This is a genomic window from Aristophania sp. ESL1100 (assembly GCF_058511235.1).
In genome coordinates this window covers 1-19695 of record NZ_CP196396.1, presented here as the reverse complement: position 1 = coordinate 19695, position 19695 = coordinate 1, and the positions used below count along the sequence as shown (strand labels likewise).

At 42.5% G+C, this 19695-nt stretch carries 24 protein-coding genes; 17 read left to right on the top strand and 7 right to left on the bottom strand.

Annotated elements, in window-relative coordinates:
• The coding region (locus ACSYSY_RS09680; protein ID WP_491708298.1) for a type II toxin-antitoxin system VapC family toxin at window positions 1-408 on the top strand (408 nt) is incomplete at its 5' end.
• Between the two features lie 737 nt (window positions 409-1145).
• On the opposite strand, the gene ACSYSY_RS09675 is transcribed toward ACSYSY_RS09680, so the two are convergent.
• Complete coding sequence (locus ACSYSY_RS09675) at window positions 1146-2243, bottom strand: replication initiator protein A (protein ID WP_491708297.1); 1098 nt, start codon at window positions 2241-2243, stop codon at window positions 1146-1148.
• Window positions 2244-2610: 367 nt separating this feature from the next.
• Between ACSYSY_RS09675 and ACSYSY_RS09670 the strand changes: the two genes are divergently transcribed.
• Together ACSYSY_RS09670 and ACSYSY_RS09665 are read left to right on the top strand one after the other, a co-directional pair.
• A complete protein-coding gene (locus ACSYSY_RS09670) occupies window positions 2611-2886 on the top strand; it encodes a type II toxin-antitoxin system Phd/YefM family antitoxin (protein WP_491708296.1) in 276 nt (91 codons plus the stop codon).
• On the top strand, window positions 2883-3152 hold the full coding sequence (locus tag ACSYSY_RS09665) for a Txe/YoeB family addiction module toxin (RefSeq protein WP_491708295.1): 270 nt from the start codon (window positions 2883-2885) through the stop codon (window positions 3150-3152). Before ACSYSY_RS09670 ends, ACSYSY_RS09665 begins: the two co-directional genes overlap by 4 nt.
• Window positions 3153-3189: 37 nt before the next feature.
• Here the strand turns inward: ACSYSY_RS09665 and ACSYSY_RS09660 are convergent, their stop codons facing one another.
• From ACSYSY_RS09660 to ACSYSY_RS09650, 3 genes are all read right to left on the bottom strand, one after another.
• The gene (locus ACSYSY_RS09660; protein WP_491708294.1) at window positions 3190-3516 is read right to left on the bottom strand and encodes a hypothetical protein; all 327 of its coding nucleotides are present in this window, start codon (window positions 3514-3516) and stop codon (window positions 3190-3192) included.
• Between the two features lie 3 nt (window positions 3517-3519).
• Window positions 3520-4161: a nucleotide-binding protein gene (locus ACSYSY_RS09655; protein ID WP_491708293.1), complete on the bottom strand. Its 642-nt coding sequence runs from the start codon at window positions 4159-4161 to the stop codon at window positions 3520-3522.
• 128 nt (window positions 4162-4289) lie between these two features.
• Window positions 4290-5885 (bottom strand): TraM recognition domain-containing protein, encoded by a 1596-nt coding sequence (locus tag ACSYSY_RS09650; protein ID WP_491708292.1) that lies wholly within the window; start codon window positions 5883-5885, stop codon window positions 4290-4292.
• 312 nt (window positions 5886-6197) lie between these two features.
• Between ACSYSY_RS09650 and ACSYSY_RS09645 the strand changes: the two genes are divergently transcribed.
• From ACSYSY_RS09645 to ACSYSY_RS09595, 11 genes are all read left to right on the top strand, one after another.
• Window positions 6198-7277 carry a TadA family conjugal transfer-associated ATPase gene (locus ACSYSY_RS09645; RefSeq protein WP_491708291.1) on the top strand — a complete coding sequence of 360 codons (1080 nt, stop codon included), beginning with the start codon at window positions 6198-6200 and terminating at the stop codon, window positions 7275-7277.
• Window positions 7278-8124: 847 nt separating this feature from the next.
• On the top strand, window positions 8125-8439 hold the full coding sequence (locus tag ACSYSY_RS09640; protein ID WP_491708290.1) for a VirB3 family type IV secretion system protein: 315 nt from the start codon (window positions 8125-8127) through the stop codon (window positions 8437-8439).
• 22 nt (window positions 8440-8461) lie between these two features.
• The gene (locus ACSYSY_RS09635; RefSeq protein ID WP_491708289.1) at window positions 8462-8806 is read left to right on the top strand and encodes a hypothetical protein; all 345 of its coding nucleotides are present in this window, start codon (window positions 8462-8464) and stop codon (window positions 8804-8806) included.
• A gap of 11 nt (window positions 8807-8817) precedes the next feature.
• Window positions 8818-11379: a VirB4 family type IV secretion system protein gene (locus tag ACSYSY_RS09630; RefSeq protein ID WP_491708288.1), complete on the top strand. Its 2562-nt coding sequence runs from the start codon at window positions 8818-8820 to the stop codon at window positions 11377-11379.
• Window positions 11380-11428: 49 nt separating this feature from the next.
• Window positions 11429-12454, top strand: a complete 1026-nt coding sequence (locus ACSYSY_RS09625; RefSeq protein WP_491708287.1) for a hypothetical protein — start codon at window positions 11429-11431, stop codon at window positions 12452-12454.
• Window positions 12455-12480: 26 nt separating this feature from the next.
• Window positions 12481-13284, top strand: coding sequence for a hypothetical protein (locus ACSYSY_RS09620; RefSeq protein ID WP_491708286.1), 804 nt, complete (start codon window positions 12481-12483; stop codon window positions 13282-13284).
• Between the two features lie 4 nt (window positions 13285-13288).
• Window positions 13289-14302 (top strand): TrbG/VirB9 family P-type conjugative transfer protein, encoded by a 1014-nt coding sequence (locus ACSYSY_RS09615; protein ID WP_491708285.1) that lies wholly within the window; start codon window positions 13289-13291, stop codon window positions 14300-14302.
• 3 nt (window positions 14303-14305) lie between these two features.
• Complete coding sequence (locus ACSYSY_RS09610) at window positions 14306-14911, top strand: hypothetical protein (RefSeq protein WP_491708284.1); 606 nt, start codon at window positions 14306-14308, stop codon at window positions 14909-14911.
• Window positions 14908-15846, top strand: a complete 939-nt coding sequence (locus ACSYSY_RS09605) for a TraB/TrbI/VirB10 family type IV secretion system protein (RefSeq protein WP_491708283.1) — start codon at window positions 14908-14910, stop codon at window positions 15844-15846. Before ACSYSY_RS09610 ends, ACSYSY_RS09605 begins: the two co-directional genes overlap by 4 nt.
• Complete coding sequence (locus tag ACSYSY_RS09600) at window positions 15843-16253, top strand: hypothetical protein (protein ID WP_491708282.1); 411 nt, start codon at window positions 15843-15845, stop codon at window positions 16251-16253. The genes ACSYSY_RS09605 and ACSYSY_RS09600 overlap by 4 nt, the downstream gene beginning before the upstream one ends.
• The gene (locus ACSYSY_RS09595; RefSeq protein ID WP_491708281.1) at window positions 16250-16495 is read left to right on the top strand and encodes a hypothetical protein; all 246 of its coding nucleotides are present in this window, start codon (window positions 16250-16252) and stop codon (window positions 16493-16495) included. The genes ACSYSY_RS09600 and ACSYSY_RS09595 overlap by 4 nt, the downstream gene beginning before the upstream one ends.
• Window positions 16496-16653: 158 nt before the next feature.
• Here the strand turns inward: ACSYSY_RS09595 and ACSYSY_RS09590 are convergent, their stop codons facing one another.
• On the bottom strand, window positions 16654-17001 hold the full coding sequence (locus tag ACSYSY_RS09590) for a hypothetical protein (RefSeq protein WP_491708280.1): 348 nt from the start codon (window positions 16999-17001) through the stop codon (window positions 16654-16656).
• A gap of 210 nt (window positions 17002-17211) precedes the next feature.
• A complete protein-coding gene (locus ACSYSY_RS09585; protein ID WP_491708279.1) occupies window positions 17212-17763 on the bottom strand; it encodes a recombinase family protein in 552 nt (183 codons plus the stop codon).
• Window positions 17764-17959: 196 nt separating this feature from the next.
• On the opposite strand from ACSYSY_RS09585, the gene ACSYSY_RS09580 reads away from it, so the two are divergent.
• Together ACSYSY_RS09580 and ACSYSY_RS09575 are read left to right on the top strand one after the other, a co-directional pair.
• Window positions 17960-18346 (top strand): hypothetical protein, encoded by a 387-nt coding sequence (locus tag ACSYSY_RS09580; RefSeq protein WP_491708278.1) that lies wholly within the window; start codon window positions 17960-17962, stop codon window positions 18344-18346.
• Complete coding sequence (locus tag ACSYSY_RS09575) at window positions 18343-18813, top strand: hypothetical protein (protein WP_491708277.1); 471 nt, start codon at window positions 18343-18345, stop codon at window positions 18811-18813. Before ACSYSY_RS09580 ends, ACSYSY_RS09575 begins: the two co-directional genes overlap by 4 nt.
• Here ACSYSY_RS09575 and ACSYSY_RS09570 read toward each other — a convergent pair.
• The gene (locus ACSYSY_RS09570) at window positions 18788-19219 is read right to left on the bottom strand and encodes a lytic transglycosylase domain-containing protein (RefSeq protein ID WP_491708276.1); all 432 of its coding nucleotides are present in this window, start codon (window positions 19217-19219) and stop codon (window positions 18788-18790) included. The genes ACSYSY_RS09575 and ACSYSY_RS09570 overlap by 26 nt on opposite strands.
• Before the next feature lie 225 nt (window positions 19220-19444).
• On the opposite strand from ACSYSY_RS09570, the gene ACSYSY_RS09565 reads away from it, so the two are divergent.
• Window positions 19445-19690 (top strand): FitA-like ribbon-helix-helix domain-containing protein, encoded by a 246-nt coding sequence (locus tag ACSYSY_RS09565; protein WP_491708275.1) that lies wholly within the window; start codon window positions 19445-19447, stop codon window positions 19688-19690.
• Window positions 19691-19695 lie beyond the last annotated feature (5 nt).

The window sequence follows — 19695 nt, the reverse complement described above, 5'->3', positions numbered from 1 at the left end:
CTTGATACCAATATTCTCTCTGAATTAATGCGTCCCAATCCCGATAAAGCCGTAATGGCCTGGATGTCCCGTCAGTCAGAAATGACGCTCTTTGTGACGACGATCACTCAGGCCGAAATCTTTTATGGACTTGCCCTGTTGCCGGAAGGAAGGCGTCGCACTTTGTTGATGGCAGCGGCCACGGCTATGTTTGAAGAAGATTTTTATGGGCGTATCCTTCCTTTCGATGGAGATGCGGCAGGTTTTTACGCAAAGATCGCGTCCCGGCGCCGAAAAGAAGGCGAGCCTATCAGCCAGTTTGACGCACAGATCGCTGCGATTACACGTTCCCATCAGGCGTCCCTCGCAACACGGAATATAGGTGATTTTCTTAATTGTGAGCTCACCCTTATAAATCCCTGGGAGTGAATAAGGGCCAGGGTAGAAACATATGACGACTACATAGCTGTTAAAAAGACAGCGTTATATCGTCCTTTCCTGATTTTTCGAGATGCTTTGGCATTTTGGTATAATGCCTCTGGAAAAATGCGATTTTTATTCAGGTATAACCCTTGTCTAAAAATACAATCTATACGTGTATTTTGTCACATAATTAAAAAATACACCTTATGGAATTTTGTAAGAAATAGAACGAAATTCTATAAGAAAATTGTTCGAAAAACATGGAACATTGTAGCCACAATGTAGCTACAAAAATTTTTTAAAGAGCCTTAGTTTTGAAAAAATGATTCTTCATTGTGCGGCCGTGAGTCTTCACCGGATAGATGCAGTGTCAGCAGACGATAATATTGGGACATGTGTTACAGAATTAGTGAGACAAGCTGTTCAACCGGTGAAAAATGCCCATGGTACTGCAGCTAATGAGCTCAAAAATTAACCAATAGTCCCAATAATCCTACTCAAAATCCACTGGACAGACTTTTTAAAAGGAAAGCGGAAGGTCTCCTTTACGAAGAGGTGTGGCTGTTCATTGCTCTCTATAGCTTCAGAGAGCAATGAACAGTCTCTCCTGTTATAACCCTGGTATTTTCCTTTCTGAGCTGGGGTATGTCTCCTAGGCTATCCCCCCTCTAGAACGTCATTCAAAGTCACTCTGTGCTCAACATCATGGCTCTGAAGTGTATAAAAACTATCGACAAAAAGAATTAGCGCATGGGATTACGTTCATGCCGTTTTTTGCAGAAGCCGATAAAAGCCCTGGGAGGGTTTTTAAGTTCAGGTTTCCCCATATCGTGCCACCATGAAACCCATTCATCATAAAGAGCATAGACGTCATATCCAGGTGCTACTGATTTAGCCTCATTCATGGCTTCAGGATCAATATAGGGGGTATCATCGCCTGAGGGAGGCTCAGCTTTTGTTTTAAGAGGGGATAAGCGGTTACGAAACACAATGACATCATCAGTCATTGTGATCGCATAGTCAGGAAAATGCGCATGGGTGGCATCATGCAAACAGACTTTCTTGACCAGAGACCGGAAGACACGAAGTGGGCTATTCGAACCGCTTTTTTTCTGAAGCAACTCCAGCCCGATTTTCCATTCACTTTTTGTACCACAATGTTTGCGTGCCAATTCGTACATACGGCGCTCAAATGGTTTCCGTAATCGAAAATAATCTCGGTGAAGTGTCAGGACATTCCTGCTGATAACCGAACGATAGACCCAATCTGACAGCGTAATTTCAAGATCGAGCATCCGACCATTAAAGGTCTTTCGTGTGATTTTAGCTTCTTCGATCAGCCCGAAAATCCGGGTTTCTTCAATCCCGCCTGTTTTAATATTGGTGCGCACCGTTGTCCCACGTAGACGTGTTAATGCGTCGCTCAGCAATTTATAGCCGGCACCACTGGTCTGGCGGTTGGTGGCGATGAGCATCTCATAAGCCTGAAGGCGGAGGGTCCGGCTTGGCTGTTCCCCCTGATTCATTTTCGCAACAAGCTGAGAAATACAATAGATCAGGATATCCTTGTCATGAATTGTTGCCAGCCCTTTCCCCGAGGGGATGATCTCCAGAATATTGCCGTTATGTTCATAACGACGCATCCGATTATCCGGTTTCGTCGAGAGAGAGAAAACAGGATGCTCCATGGAAGCCATATCATCCTTGGGAATGGCGTCCAGTATGTCACAGATGAATAGATCCTGGTTGGGATGGCGCACAGGCAAGAGAGGTGTACGGTCGTCCTCTGCGGAGAAAGAAAAGTCAGGATCAAGGAAGGAGGGAGCAAATTTTATCGTCATTTCAGTTGGAATAGCTACTACCGTCATTTCAGATACGCAAGTGTGTTATCGTCATTTCATTTACGCCTATTTGCTATCGTCATACCGGATTCACTTTATCGTCATAGTGATTACGTTTTATCGTCATAGTGGATTCACAAGGGGGTAAAAATTCCCTATAAAATTATTATTTATCAAATGATTATTTGCTGTGGATAAAACCGTAACACTATTTAACACATATTTAAACACACAGAAGCCTGTGGATAACTTTTAATCTGTGACAAAATCTGTTTAAAACCATTCCCCATATCGGTCGTCTCATTGATGAATAAAATGAGAGACGTACAAAAAATTGTACGTTACAATAAGCAAAGAAGGGGTGATTATGACTCATGTTTCCTATAGTGAATTACGCCAGAATTTAACGTATTACCTGGACGAAGCCATCAATAGCTGTGCGCCTATTGTTGTGACCCGTAAGACCGGAAAAGGCAGTGTCGTCTTAATATCGGAAGAAGAATTTTCTGCCTGGCAGGAAACAGTAAATCTCCTGAGTAGCCCACGTAACGCTGAGAGATTATTGCAGAGCATTCATGAGGTCGAACAGGGAGCTCTCACTGAGCGCTCCCTTCTGGACACGCAGGACAAACCATCAGTGTGAAGATCTTTTTTCACGAAAATGGCTGGGAAGATTATCAGCATTGGTTTCAGTCTGACCGAACTATACTGAAAAAAATTAATAATCTCATTGAAGATATCCGACGTCACCCATTTCAAGGGTTAGGGAAACCGGAAGCTCTGAAAGGAAAACTCTCAGGATGGTGGTCTCGACGAATTACAGGGGAGCATCGACTGGTTTATCGCGTTCAGGGTCACTCAGAAAATGATCAACGGATCGAAATTATCCAGTGTCGATTTCATTATTAACGGAAATTTTTTTCTTAATATCCCCGGTTCGGAAGAGTTACTTTCTTCCTTTCAGATCAGACGCATCGATTTTTATCCCCGCCTCTTGCAATAAGCTCATGATCAAATGCTTGCGGCTTATCCCCTTACCAATAGCTTCGAAAGAGATTGCTTTCCAGGTTTCCTGAGAGATCTGCATATTCAACGATACATTTTTCCCTGTTTTGACAGGCTCTTTATCTGGAGAATGGGACAAATATTGACCCAGCTTGCTGTCATATTCTGAGGTCGGTCTTTCTTCAGGTAAAGGTTCTCCCCGAGCGATAGCCAGAGCCATTTCTTTGGAAGGACGTTCCTTGTTGGGTTTAAAAACGGGCTTTGCCATTACTTACGCCTCCTTTCCTATTTCAAACCATCCAAGGCTGGCCAGCTCCTCATAAAGGGCATTGATTTCATCTTTTGCGGCTCCGGGCCCTGGCAACATTCCTGTCAAAGAAATTTCAGGATAGGCAATACGCTGGCCAAATGTTGTTTTCAGAGGGGGAATTGTCAGCTTATGGGCTTCATCAAAAACAAATTGAGACGCTCGTGTACGAGTTTGCTTATTCAGCAAAGCCTTTGCATCTATAGCTCGACGCTGTTGCCTTCCGAATAAGGCTATATTTCTCGCTGTTGCTTCTGCCTGCATGATATCGGATGCTCCGACACCGACAGGAACCAGGACATGAGAGGCGATGGTAATCGCACCCCTGGTTGTAGGATTATCAAACCCGGCTGTGTCGATTAATACAACAATCCCACGAGCATCCTGCTCAAAGGCATGATTGACCATCGCTTCTTCTTCAGGAGCGATAATGCAGGGTAATTCCGGGTCACACTTATCTCTTGCCCAATCTGATAGAGCCATAGTCGGATCGGCATCGATTAATGCAAAAGGAATTTTACGTTCAGTCAACATTAAGGCTAGAATCATGGCAACTGTAGTTTTACCAGGCCCGCCCTTGCTCGAAGCAACTGTAACGATCGACATGATATCTCCTTCAATCCCATGAACCTTCATGTATCTATAAGCAAAATTTCATAACGTCAATTATAAAAAAAACGTTATAAATTTATGTTGTAATGACGATTACGTTTTACCGTCTTATGCGTAAAAGCTTATATCTTTACAGGAGCTACAGCGATAACGCGGGCCAATGACGAAGGCCGGATAAGGATACCAACTTTTGGAGGCAGAGCTTTAACCACATTTTCCGGAATGACATATTCCTGGACCTCGCCGAACGTTCTTTTGTTGGACCAGGTTTCTCCTCCCATCGCGTTAATATCGGTCTGTTCCATACTGATGGATTTCTTGGATGTGTTTCCTGTGGTTCTGGCAATCCATTCAGCAGTATCGGCGTCAGATCCACCGAACACTTCCTTGATCTGGCAGTTGGTCAGGATCGATTGTAAGGCAGCTTTGCCATTCAAGCTCTCATCATCAGGGTTTTCCATATCCCCAAAAGATTGGAAGGCCAGCGCCAATGTGGCACCCTCTCCCGTTATAGTCGCAAGAGCGCCCAGGATCGGACGGCATAACAGGAATTTCAGTTCATCAATCTGGATTTCTACGTCACGCGTACGAAGTCCGTTCAAGCGTTTAATGTGCTGACGCATTTCAATAATGAAGGCTCTTGTCGCATTTAACAGAACCGGGTTTTCCAGATGGCCACGGAAATATACAACCGCACCTTCAGGATTTAGGAGTGTTCGCTCAATATTGAAGCCGCCATTTCCACATATTTTAGGGTAAGCTGACATTTCCGTCAGGCGGGACTCTACTGATTCTAACGCTTTTCTTCTGGCGCTATCCTCATCTCTCTTGCCTGTATCCGTGTTTTTGATTTTCACCACTCTGGCTAACAGATAGGGGATTGTTGTTTTTTTCCCCTGCTTATCAGCCTCGTGAAAGATATTCACAAGATATCTACGGGCCACAGCCTTATAAAAATCAGCATTATTGCCCTGCTCTTTAAGCCCCATAATGTCGTTAAATCTGTCACGTCTGTCCTCAGAAGAACCATGTACGAACGGCGCATAAGTGCCTGAATGCAGATCTGAAACAATATCGACCGATAAATATGTTTTCCCGTATCGTTCCGCTTCCTGCTTTAAAACATGAGGCATGAATTTATCGGTCTTGGGGTCAATATGGAAGAAAACCTTCCCCCTTTTAATAGCCTGTGCTGCCCAGAGCTGAAAGGTAATGCCCTTCCCGAACCGGGTGGTCCCAACGACCATTTTATGCGTTTCATCCCATGTTTCATCATCGACATAGATGGGTTTTTTCGTAAGATCATCCAGCCCCATAAACATCATACCGGCTTTATGATAGTCAGAGGGTTCGTATTCTATTGCCTTATATTTGGAAATTTCTGTTTTCATATCAGACACAATATCTTCGGTCTGTGTTACGCGCATTTTACGAACGACCTTTGAAATGCGGGGAACGACCCACCTTTGATATGATAATCTGCAGGCGATCCCGATGAGCAGTGATAAAGGGAGCACAAGAACCCAGAACAAAACTAGTGATTTCAATAGGTTGTGGAGAACCTTGTCGCCAAAAGCGATGCCGACCGTGGCGCCATAAGCAATAAATGCTATCGCTTCAATCAGCATACTTCCGAGGAAAATTCTCCGTAAAACAAGCATGAGCATGCCGTGTGAAGAAAGCTCGTTATTGGGATGAAGAGGAGTCAGACCAACCATTCCGAGCCCCATTACCGATAATCCCATACACCAGAACAGATAGGGATCCACTATGTCCTGAAAAGCAAAAATTATATCTTTACGTAGAAAGAGACTTATATGCATTGCTATTTTATTCCTGGTGTAAACTTATCATTATGATAAATGTAAATCAGTCACATAGGCTCTATAGTGATAGAGAGGTTGAATTAATGAACCGGTCACCTATCCATATTTTCATTATCCATGGATGATATCAATATTCTATAATCTGGACGTAGCATCTTCGATTTTGATTAAATTTAACATGTAATGAGAGGTTGATTTATTTTAATGGTTAAATATACATCAGCTACTAATGATCTAATGTCCCATTATGGAAAATGTATATCAGAATTGCTTGAAGACAAAACAATAACAGAAATATGCGTTGATAGTTTTGATTATGTATATGTAGAAAGAAATGGCCTTTTAGAAGATACAAATGCAGGTTGGGAAACCGAAGATGCTTTGGTACAATACATAAAACAGATTGCAAATTCCCTGGGGCTTATTGTTAATAGTGAAAATCCTTTACTAGATGCTCGTCTTCCAGGAAATGCGCGCATAAATGCCACGTTAAAGCCTGTCTCTGTTAATGGGGCATGTATGTCTATTCGTCCTTTCCCATCAGTTCACAGAACAGTTGATGATCTGTTAAAGCAGGGAGCATTAACACAGCGTGCCCTTGATATCATTATGATGGGTTTAACCAATAAATTAAATATCATTCTTGCTGGAGGAACAGGTTCCGGGAAGACCTCTTTTTTAAGAGCGTTGATCTTTTTAATTGATCAGGAAGAGCGTCTCGGAATAGTCGAAGATACACAAGAAAATATTGCCCCTAATCATAAACGGAAAGTAGAACTGGAAGCTCCACGTGGACGGGGTATTGTCGGCGGCAGAAATACAGCTTTCCAAGAAGTCACTTTACCGGTTTTAATCGAAGAAATTCTAAGAAAGCGTATTGATCGATTAACGGTAGGTGAAATCAGAAAACCTTTAGCATGTGCAGCATTTATGGATGCCATGTCGACCGGACATGGTGGATGCCTGGCTTCATTACATGCATCTTCTGCCAGAGATACGATAGACCGCTTGATTACGTTATATGCCAGACAGGCCTCTAACATCGATCGTGATGCAATTGACCATTATATCCGAAGCAACCTTGACCTCTCTATCTATTTATCAAGAGATGTAGAAAAGCTGGATGATGGTACACGCCGCGTGCAACGACGAATAAAAGAAATTGTATGGATTGGCCCTGATAGAAAAGAGAGACAGCTTATGAGCCATAGAATTCAATCAGGTTATACATATGATGACGAAGCTATAAAACAATATGAACGTTTTATTGATGACCTGCATTAATGTTAACTCAGTTCTTTGCATAAAAATCTTGATAAAGACTGTAGGAGGAAGACAAAAATGTCTTCCTCCTGAAACCTGAAGAGCATTATGCTCGTACAGGATGGATTGGCTTACCCAACGGGAGCGTATCCTGAAGCAAAGCGATTAACCACAAAGTGGTATCATGCTATCTATGCAACATAGAGCCAGTAATTCCCTGAAAGAAAAAATAGAGACCCTGTAATGAGTCTCTGAAGTTTTAGAACCTTCAGTTTGTTTCTGACGCAAGGTGCGCATCTTATCACATAAGAAGACAACGACCAGAGCATTTTTAATAAGAAATAGCTATAATATCTCCACAGATTATTAAGAGAAATCCTGGATTGATCGTTAAATATGATACGCATGCTTTATAGAGGTTTTGCGTAAAAGACGTAAAAGCTTTTTAACGTTAACGTTTTTAGCGTATTTACTCTTATGCTTATAGATACATATAAGAGAGAGTATCATAGTTCAAATATATGTAATCTTTCTGAATGTTATAAAATCGTAACTTTTAACTAAAACGTGCTTTTTGTCGTCCTCTCTTAAAAGAGATTTTTTGTAAAAATTATATAATTCAACATGTTATATAACATTATGCCTTTGTATTAATGAAGCAAGATCGTAAAATGTAAAAATATTTGATACATGCCATAAAAATGCCAATTATTTATTTTAAAATAAAACATCAAACTAAATTCAAATAAATATTAAATAATCACTATTAATGATTTATTAAAAAACGAATCTTTAGGGATGGAATTTAAAAAATTACATGCTAAAAGGCGTGATTTCGGTTTGTACATTAAATTTTGCAAGAGAAAAGATGATGGCTACTGACATAGAAAAGCCGATTACATTTGAAGATCGTGCCAAAGATATTCAGCTTCTTCATACATCGAAGCGTGTCATTGGTATTCCTATGAGTGCCGTCGTCATGACCACAGCACTGAGTGTTGGATTAGCAAGTGTCGTTAAAGTCATTATCGGTGTGATATTCGGAGGGGTCATTTTATTTATATTATACGAAATTTACAAAGATGATCCAAACGCTCTTTTTGTCATTAAACGTCGCTTATTTTCGCGTTTTCAAAACGCGAAAGGCGGAATGAAACCAGAACGAAAATTGAGAGTACAATAAGGAGAGGAAGATTATGACGTCTATGAAAAAGAAATCAGCATTCGCAAAATGTGCGGGTAGTCTCTTTGCAATAACATGCTCGATGATTGTTTTTGTCAGTAACGCCTTAGCAAAACCGGGATATACCGTAGAACAAGGCAGTACTACCGGTGTCTTAGCTAAAATAGCTAAATCATTACAGGAAGTCGGTAGCTTTATGTCAACGACTGTAGGGGAGTTGGCCGTATTAGGTGGGTTTGTTGTCGCCTCTATTCTTTGGGCTTTTGCACCAAAATCTGGGGCTGTCGGATATGCCGTCCGGGCGATTATAGCAGCCATTATTATCTGCAACCTCACTGCGGTTGTTTCTTACTTTACTTATAATTAAACGAGGGAATTATGGGGGTCGGAACACTGGCTGCAGGGGAAATCTGTCCGCTTATATGTCCTGTAAAAGATGCTATTTTGGATGCAAAGGGAGCCCTCATCATGGGCGTGGAACTGCCTGGGATTGATCCAGATAGTTTGCTCCCTGATGATTACAGGAGATTGTCTATTATCGCGGCTTCTGTCTATTCGGCTATCCCAACGGACATAACAATTCAACAGTACTATGTGCATTCCCGTAATGCAGGGGTCAACCTCAGGAGGCGTCCTGAATCTCCTGTTAATGATATGCTTTCCATGGCAAGAAAAGAGGCCTTGAATGCTCGTGGCGTTGCACAATCACGGCTCATCCATGTTTTTGTTCTGGAAGATCCAAGTTTAGACAAAGGGGGCCTACTCGGCATGCTTTTGCGAGAATGCCCCTTTGCTTTATTTGATGGAGACATAAGAGCCAGAATCAAAGAACGTTTTACGTTTCTGGGACAATTGCTCATACGTGAAAATGACATCGAAAAGCGTCTCGGTATCTTGGAACGGGTTGTTACTGATGTAACAAAAAAATGGTCCATGGCTATGGGGGGAGGACGGGTCCTAAGCGTTAATGAGTTGTGGACTTTTGCCAAATTCCTCGGAAATATGAATTCGCGTTATCTGAGATTTAATGACTTTCTTCAGGTTCCCCATGATGATCTGGATGCCCTTGTCATGGATGGAGACGTAACGCCTGTCTCATATAATGGCGTTGATATGCTTCAACTTAGCGGTCCTGTCCCGCATTATTTTGTAAGTATGGGATTGGTTAAAACACCAGAAAATCCTATCGGTATGTGGTTGAAAAATAAGGGATATTCTCCCTTGGCCCAAAAGGGGAATTATATTGTTAATCTTAATTTCAGCCCACTGACATCCTTTAAAAAACATCTGCTTTTCCAAAATGCCCGTAACTCACTTGATCGGCAAAAGATAGATCTGAGAGCGATGTTGAAAGGGGCTCCCACAGATGAAACGGCTCATAAAGCGAATGATAAGTACGAAATAAAACTCAAACAGCAACAGCTTGAAAAAGCTGCAACACTTGATGAGCGCTTCGGGACAATTTCCGGTCAGATCGTAATTTATGGATCCAATCCTGATACAGTTCTTGAAGATGTTAATCAGATGACAACCGCACTTGAAGCTGCGCAGGCGGGTGTTGTGTGGGAAAAGATGGGACTTCCTAATGCTTTTCAAAGTCTTCAATATGGTGGGTATCGCCTATCTGATAGAGCCAGTATAGGGACAGAGGCCCGTTTTGGTTCAATTTCGTTATATGCAGCTCCTTCTATTGGTACGCCTGTCGTAATTGATTTGGGTAATGAAGAAGCTCAATATATATTTGAGCAGGAAGATGGAAATCCATACTATTATAGCTCATATGCCAGCGGTAAGGCATTTACCTATGGAGTTGGGCCTTCAGGAAGTGGTAAGACATTCTTTAAAAATACAATTACCTCTCATTTCTTGAAATATGGTGGATTTGTCCGCTCTCTGGATATCGATCCAGGCTCTGAGCCTGTCGCTCACGCTTTTGGAGATGAGGCTGGTATTATCCGCCTCGGAGACGATGGTGAGGGGACGTCACGCGGAATAGATCCTTTCGTTTCATGGCAAGGTCCTGGGGATATGGCTTTCATAAGTCATATTATTGAGCTTAGCCGTTTATTACTTGCTGTGAATGATCATGATGAGCTGAAGACATTAAACCCCTCTGATCAGAAGGCGTTGGATGAAGCCATCCAGGCCACATTAAGTATCAGTGAGCCATCTTTGCGAACATTTAGACATATGCTTGGCCACTTACCTCCAGGTGTTCGTGATAAATTCAGTCGTTGGGATGAAGGCGGCGTTTATTCCGGCGTGTTTGACGTCCAGGTGGATGGTATTGGAAGTAGCGATAAAAGACTGGGTGTTATAAATTTAAATAAATATGCCGAAACTCATCAGATTATCAAACCTGTTCTTCTTGATTTATTTTATCGTTTAACAACTTTATTTCAAAATCCGAAATTACGCGGGGTACCCAAGCAGCTTGACGTGGATGAAGCCCATTTGCCTCTCTCCGTTCCGGGGTTTGCTGAGCGTATTACCACTAAGGCACGAACGTGGCGTAAACATCTAGCGGGAATTACCATGTGGTCCCAAGGAGCGCGGGAATATGCTTCTATCCCCGATTGGAGCGTCCTACGAAGTGCTGCCACCCAATTCATTTTTATGGCTGACCACAATATGGATGAGGATCTTTATCAGAAGACCTTCCAAATTGATGCAGGTGTAACTGATATGATCCGTAAATTAAAACCCATGGAAGAAGCAGTCATTTTCAGACCAGACCTTGGGGTAGCAAAAAAGGTCAGGCTGTTTGTCGAACCTGAGCAATATGTCATTAACACGTCGCATCCAAGACAAGCTCTTGAACGTGATATCTTAATGCAAAAATTTGGTCCGCAAGAAGGGATGAAAATCGCAACAGAGCGTTATCGTTCAGGAGAACTTGGCGTAAATACAGAAGAATTTATTAATAAATTATTACAATAACTTAGAATTTATTATTTAATTTTTCTGCTTTACATTAAGTGAGGATCGTATGATGAAATATATAAGATTAATAGTCCCTATTTTTGCATTTTTATTGTTATTTTCAACTATAGCGCATGCCGCCAGTAATGTTTCTGATAATGCTGATAATATGCAGGAGGTCAGTAAACAATTTGTAGATATTTTAACAAATAATATGCCAAAAACATTGGGAGGACTAAAAGATCAAGTAAATGGTTTCCTAGGCAGTAAATATGATATTAAAAATACATCAGACTATACGAGTTGGGCTTATAGTATGGTGCTGTTTTTTATGGCTATGAAACTTGTCGAAGTAACAGGAAAGAGTAGCTTCTTCGGAGCATCATATTCAGAAATAGTAAGTGTCATTATTGTCGGGATCATAGCGCAAATTTTATTTAGAACCTATGGCGGATGGACATGGGATCTCATAGAGGCCGGTAGGCAACTAGGTAATATGGTGCAGGAAAAAATATTAGGCACTAAAGATGATGTTGATCCTTGTATTTTTATGATAAAATCATGGACCAAATTCCAGATAAATCCTCAGAAAGTTTCTGATATTTCAGTTACTTATTTCTTTGAAACGTGCTTCTTTATATTATTTTCATATCTTCTTATGGCATCTGCTCTTTTTACGTATATGTGGTCTTATCTTGTTGGAGGGGTAACAATAGTGGTTGGCCCCTTAATGCTGGCATTTGTTTTTCATAAAAGCCTTTCCTGGATTTTTAATGGTTGGCTCCGTCTAATATTCTGGACCGCAATTTTTGCTTTTGTGTCAAAAGTATCAATAGTCCTTATGTGTATGATATTGAAATCAGTCTTTAATAAAGAAGGAATTAATATAGCAGCAAATAATATAATTCCAATTGGCCCTTCTGATGCTGTATCTTTTATAATATTAATTTCTTTTTCTATAGTATCATTATGCCTGCTTTTTTTCTCTGGTGTTATTACCTCTATGATTACTGGAGGAACAAATATAGATGCAGCAGGAATAGTGAGAGGCTCAGCAGACAAGGCTGGCCAAGCATTTATTAGTATTCTCTGAATAACGATTAAAAGGCTCAGTCTGACATGTTTGATAAATTATCATCTCGTATTGCGCAATTTTCATCGAAAAAGAAGCGTTTAAAACTACCGCCTGATGGTGGCATTATTGATGAACCACTTAAGAACAAACTGGATTTAATTACGGAAGTAAGATCACAGCGTGAACTTGCCTCTGCCAGAGCAGAATGTAATTGGTGGCGTGGTATATCAGCTTGTCTGGTAGCAGGGATTATTTTTACTGCAGCGGGATGGAAGCGGGCCGATGATCGTTGGGCAAATGATGTCCGAATTGCCTGGGTCAAATTACAGCCAGATGGCCGTAGTGAAGCTGCTTTATGGAATGATGGTGGCAACGCAAACCGTTTTTTTGAACCTTTTATAAATACGGCACTGATCAATTTTGTTGAACATCGTTACAGGCGCCTTCGTGCAACGATCGTCTCAGATTACGGCTACGCGGCGCAATTTATGTCTCCCCAACTCCGGCAGGAATTTATGGATGGCGGGAAAGCCGCTGATGAAGCGACAACGTTTGAATCCGGTGGGGGCGGTAATGAATATTCTATAAAAGTTACGGCCATTGAACATAATACAATGGTTAATCCTGACGTACATAACAGGCAAAGTATTGTTGTTGATTCCACTATCTATGTTGATGAACATACTCTTAACGGAAGTAGAAAAGATAAGAAAAAAATTATTAAAGTCACGTGGCGTCTTGTTCCACTCGCAAATCTACAAAAGGATTGGCAGCAATTACGCGATAATGGCCCGGGTATAGAAATTTTATCTTATCATGAAGTTGCAGCTCTTGATCAAGGGAATTAATCTTATGAATAGAAAGCTTATAGCCACGACATGTTTGCTTCTCTCTATTTCAGTAGCTGAAGCTCAGACACCCAGTGTTGTCCGTAATACCCCTGATCCAGCTGTGGAACCTACCAGTGTTGTGAGGATGAATAACCACCCGTCTTCTGAGGCTGGAACGCAGCAGGCCCCTGCTCCGTCTCCTGAGGACAAAGTGCCTCTTGATGCGTCAGCTCCTTTGCCGGAAACGTCTCCTCTTTTATCGGCCGTAAAAGCTTGTACACCATTAGTATCACCTCAAGGGGTTACCCGTACATTTAACGCGTCGGTTAATGTAGCGGCCCATCTTATTTTCCCTCTGCCTATCGCTAGTGCGCATATTTCGACATCGGTCTGGACAGAGGATCATCATGATAACAGTGTCTGGATACGACCGACGCAGGCAAGTCACCTGGCAGATACGGTTGGCCTCACAGTTATTATGACAGATGGACGTCAGTTTGATTATACGGTCAAGAGTGTCGCAGAGCCTACAAATTGTTATCTGATCGTTCCATTTCCTTTCGTATCTCCAGATGCGTCTTCTCTGACACCTGAGCAACTCTTACAGGCGAAGAAAATATTAAACGCAATACAGGCAAAGAAAAATGCCCACCTCCAGGAGATTGCATCGATCGAAGCCAGAATAAGAGCAGAAGAAGAGGCCAATTATCAGAAACAATTTTATTCTATGAAACAACAAGTCATGTCGCAGGCAGAAGACAGGATTAAAGAGTTTCAGATGGCCATCCATACTCATTATGAATGGTCTAATCATGATCTTATTCCGTCTGTTTATGACGATGGGAGCACGACCTATATCAGAGCTGTCAAAACAGGCTATGGAACACCAATTCTTACAGGGAAGCACAACGGAAAAGCCGTTGCACTGCAATATGATTATGATGATTTAACAGGTGTGTATGTAATTAGTGGCCTATATGATAAAATTGACGCTGTTTTGGGCTCTAATCATGTTCTGATTAAGCGGAAAGGTTGATCCATGACTGTACAACCACCAGAAGATCAGGCACGAATACATGTCAGTTCACGTGCTGAAGCTATTTCTAGTAAGATCAAAGAAACAAATTATATAAAAAGAGTATTTGCCGTCTGTTTTGCATTACTCGTTGTTGTTGTCGTCGTTATCGTTATTCATGGGCCACAGAAGCGGCATTCAAACGACGCAAAATCAGATAATAAGCTTCCAGATGCAACGTCGTCCTTTGATCTGAAGGCTTATCAACAACAGATTGCCGATGCTGACCGCAGGCGTGCCCGTAAGCTGAAAGAAGAGGCGGAAAACCCGAACAGGCGACAATCCACCGGTATCATGCCGTCATCCGAGGGGGATGACACTGAGGATATCAGCTATGTCAAACAGGCATGGAAACAACCCATGATATGGGATGTACCACAAAGCGAACGCACTCCCTCTACAGCCGCAGGAGGAGATTCCAGGCAGGAACGGCTGGATAGGATCCATAAGCTGATAGAGGAAAGACAAAGAGAAAGGGCCGCACGTGAGACAGCTTTGCAGGAGCGTCTGAAAGAGCTGAGACAACGAGAAGAAGATATGACACATCAGCGGAAGGCGACAGAACAATGAAGCGTTATTTGATTCTGGCTGCAGCTGTCATGTTCCCTGTTTGTGGTTTTTCACAGCCTTTGCCTGCGGGAATGCTCCAGAATGGGATGCGTTTAAAGGAAGGAATTGCCGCTCTAAACGCTCAATGGAAAAATCAGACTGGGCAGATGTTAATAACCCCATCTGATCTCTCAGCTTCTAATAATAATTCTATGAATGGCGGGGAGAATGCTAATGACAAAAGCCAAAAGAACCAGCAGACGAAATTAAGGCAAGAACAGGAAAAAGCTATGGCGGGGGGCGATGATTTTACGCCTGCTGTCATAGGTGATCGCTACAAAATTCCTATCGGCTATATAGCGCGTGCTACGTTGGAAATAACAGCCAATACCGATAATCCTGGCCCGATCAAGGCAATGCTCACTCAACCTATTTATTCAATTGATAGGAAGCGTATTTTATTTCCTACGGGCTCTGTCGTTGTTGGAAAAATAGTCGGTCCAACATCGGGGGAAAATCAGGCGATTAATCAACGCGGCATGTTCCTGCCTACGCATATTGTCAGACCGGATGGAGGGGCTATGCGTATTATGGGCCAGGACTTACTGGACCGATACGGGGTTAATGGTGTTGGTGACCAGACGAATTATCATATACTTCCTATGTTGGCTGCTGCTGTTGGATTATCTGCGCTCGAATCATTGCCGCAAGTATTATCAAATCTGGCACAGAAGAATAATACATTTAATGAAATGTCCAGTAGTTCAGGACAATATATCCAGCAAACCGGACAGACGACATTGCAGGAATATATGAACTTAAGGCCCACCATTACAGTTAGAGCTGGTAGAGTTCCTATTCTGATATTTTTTAACCATGAACAATATGCACCAGAGTGGAGGGCAAAAGACGAGTTCCATTTGACAAATGTAGAATATAAGGGGGGCATGCCATGATAAAACTCTCAAAAAGAGTGCTATGTATTGCAATCCTCCTTGAACTTTCGGCCTGTGCTCATAAACGACGTGAGCCTCTACCCTCCCCTACGACAATGAGTATGGTCACGCGTCTGGAGTTCCCCATGACCTATAGAACTGTGAAGGAAGCCGCAGACTATATTCTGCGCCCGACAGGATATCATCTTGTTACCGATTGTCCCATGTGTGGGCCTGAGGCGAAAGAAATCGCAAATAAGCCGATATCACCACTTGCATTAAAACCACAGATTACCGCTATGGATAGAGCCTTAATTTTAATCGGAGGGTCCCAGACGGCGATCCTTGTCGATCCTGACCATCACGCAATTGCTTATACCTGGGCTGGAACCGTGAATCACTATCACTGGGCTGGAGCGGCCCGATGAAATTATTCTTCGTAATCTTATTACCGATTGTCACGCTGAGCGCCTGTGGTGGGCCTGACCCTAAACTACATTTAGAGCATCCGCACCAGGTCATGCTTAGTCTGGCACCAGGACGCGTAAAAGTGGCCAATCTTTATTCATCTGTCCCGTTAAATACACCATTTTACGCTGATGTTGTTCAGCCTGCTTCTGGACAGCCACCAGCCGCGCAGGAAATAAACTCTCCGGGAAAAGTGAAGTAGATCAGGAGAAACTATATTTCCTATAACCTGTTTTATACTTTGAGAGTGATATTTACATCACTCTCAAAGACCTATGTTAGGTCTTTTTTCAGGTGGATACTGCCAGAAGCAGAAACATGACGGGGCTGAATGTGTAAACATTATTAAAGGAGTGATGCTCAGGGAGCATCAAATGAGGAACCGACTTTGTCATTTTCCTGCCAGGCGATTTTTGCATCTTGTGCACCGAGTTTGTTGGCACAATGCTCTAGAAATGCCCATCTAGCAGCTTTAGTAGCACCAGGGTCGAATGTTGGGTCAAAAATTTTGATAGCAAAATAAGCTTCTTTAGCCGCGACACATTTCGGATCGTTATCAGAGCCTTGACTCATACCAATATAAGGAGCGAGACACAGGATCATTTCTCCAGCAATCTTACAGTCCTCATCCTTGGCATGTGCTGGTTTGTGTAATGACAGACATGAAATACTTAATAGTAACAATAAAAATTTTATTTTATGAGTCATTGTGTCTTCCTGAAATTATATCGATGGCATTTAAATCATAAATAACTGTAATTTTTTATTATCGAAATACCATCTTCTGAAAAATTTAAAATCTCCATTTCGAACGTACTTAATATTCTGTTATATATTTATGGCATTTTTCTGTTAGAAGGGCACGTTAGTAGGTATAAAATTGTTAAAAATTCATCCGACAAAATTCGATCCGGGTTTTTAGTGGGATTCATGGATCACTTTATAAACCGAGGAACGAGCAATATTGAGTTTTCTGGCGATTTCCATTGCTCCGGTACCGTGTCGATGAAGCATTATGACACGCTCTCTATCAATGCTGCGTTTCCGTCCGAACCGGACACCTTTTAACTTTGCTTCCAACCGGCCTTCATTTGTACGCTCCAAGAGCCTCTGACGTTCAGCCTGGGCCACAGCCGATAGGATCGTGACCACCATTTTTCCCATCTCACCGTCAGTGCTGATGCCATCATCAATGAAGCGTACTGCTACTCCCTGGGCATCGAATTCTTTAATCAGCTGAATCATATCGACGGTATCGCGGCCAAGTCGGTCAAGCTTCTTCACTAAAATAACGTCACCTTCCTCCACCTTTATACGCAATAGATCCAGTCCTTTTCGGTCCATTGACGTGCCAGAGGCCTTATCGGTAAAGATGCGGTTGGCTTTTACTCCTGCCTCTTTGAGCGCCCGGACCTGGATATCGAGGGATTGCTGGCTTGTTGAGACGCGTGCATAACCAAAAAATCTCATAAAAATGTACCTTAAATCGAATATCGGACAGGTTATGTCTCTTATCACATTATAACGATTTAAAAGACGGTTATGACACGCTGTTTTACTCTGTCCGATAATTTATAAATTTTGAGACATCTCTTCAGGCGACCCCGTTCATAATGTTACAGAGAAGGCCAGTAAAGAAATAGCGTCAAATGCGGGATTTTAGATCATGGCACAAGAGAAACGGATGTTTTTACGTATTCGACCAGATATATTGGCGAAAATCCGCGCATATGGAGAGTGTCATGGCAGAATGACAGCCAGGGACGTTATCCTATCAGGCCTGGCTGCAGGGGGGATTCCAGTCGCTGAAGAGCTTTTGAAAGGGCGGCGGAAAATGCGTGCGACCCCTTCTCTCTTACCCACGATAGACGAAAAAGAATGGGTCTCATTTTCTGTTCTGTTACCTGAATCCGTCTGGCGTGATCTTTCTATACGTTCCGTAGAAAGGATGGTACAAAAACGCACGATTATTTTAGAGGGCCTGAAACTATTAGGAATCGATTTCCCTGATGAAATAAAGGAAGGTCCTCTCCAGAATGGATACATGAAATGATATTGCCAATTATCGTTATGGTTCTTCTGATTATGTTTCTGGCAATGATTTTGATGCGCGCACGAAACAGGATGGGGAACCAGAAAATTATGGATATTGAAGAAGGGAGACTCATGGATGATGCCGGATGGGAAATATTCCAGTGGGCAGCCTCCCAGGTTCCGGAGGGGCTCTACGTTGTTCCTGGTGTCAGGATTATTGATGCCTTTCCATCGTTGATTTTAGGAAGTGATAACATAATCAACCGGCTATTCGGGCTCATTGGCCCTTATGCAGAGATCGTGCTGGATGCGGTCATTGTGAATTATCATGATGGACGTGTTATTGCGATCGTTCAGAGAGAAAATACGAGCAAAGCCAGGCAGATCAAACAAGTCGCTTTTGATGCCCGAACCCCCTTAATCGAGGCAGATCTCTCTAAAACAATTAATTGGGACATGCTTAATGGGGTAGCTTTGGCTTCGTAAGAGACGATAACATATCCTGAACCCCCGCTGAAATGACCTGGGTCTGATAATTAAGGGAAAGCGGGGGGGTATGTGAGTGATAGAACCCGACGGCTTTCCATAGATCACCATGAGCTTCCTTGCGGTAGAGATCGAAAATCCCCCCTGCCATGGCGATGTTAAAGCAGCCATCATGAATCAGCCTGTATTTCACATCAGACGCAGGGAGGCCGGTCGCATAGGCAATCAGAGGGATCCATGACGTATTGATCTGCATGACGCCAAGATCAGACGTTCCGTTTTTATTATGAGCGACCAGCCCGACCTGCCCCCCTTCCACATGATGGATGCTTGTCAGAACTGTCTCAGGAATATGATAAGAATTGGCAGTAGCGATGAGACAGGCCATCCATACGGGACCAGGCATCTTGAGCTCCACGAAATAAAGAATGTTTATGTTTCACGTTTCTATTTCGTAACAGGAAATAAGATTTAGGTAATCCGAAAAAATTTCCCTGAAGATGATATTTTATCATTCAATTAAGCCTTGTCATGAATCCCCGCTAACTTCCGTAAGGGAGAGCAGGCCATCATCATTGAAAAATGGGGAAAAAATGACTACAATGCTGTCATTGAATTCAGGAGGGGTCTTATGGCCGTCATGACCATTCGTAATATCGATGCTCATCTCAAACAAAAGCTCCGCATACGGGCAGCGCAACATGGGCGTTCTATGGAGGAAGAAGTGCGCACAATTTTACGCTCTGCCCTTTCTTCCGAGCCCTCTCCGGAAACGGATATGGGACAGCTTATTCATAGGCGATTTGCCAGGTTGGAAGGGGTAGACCTTCCTCTTCCTACTCGTGAGGCGATCAGGGATATCGATCTCGGGACATGATTATT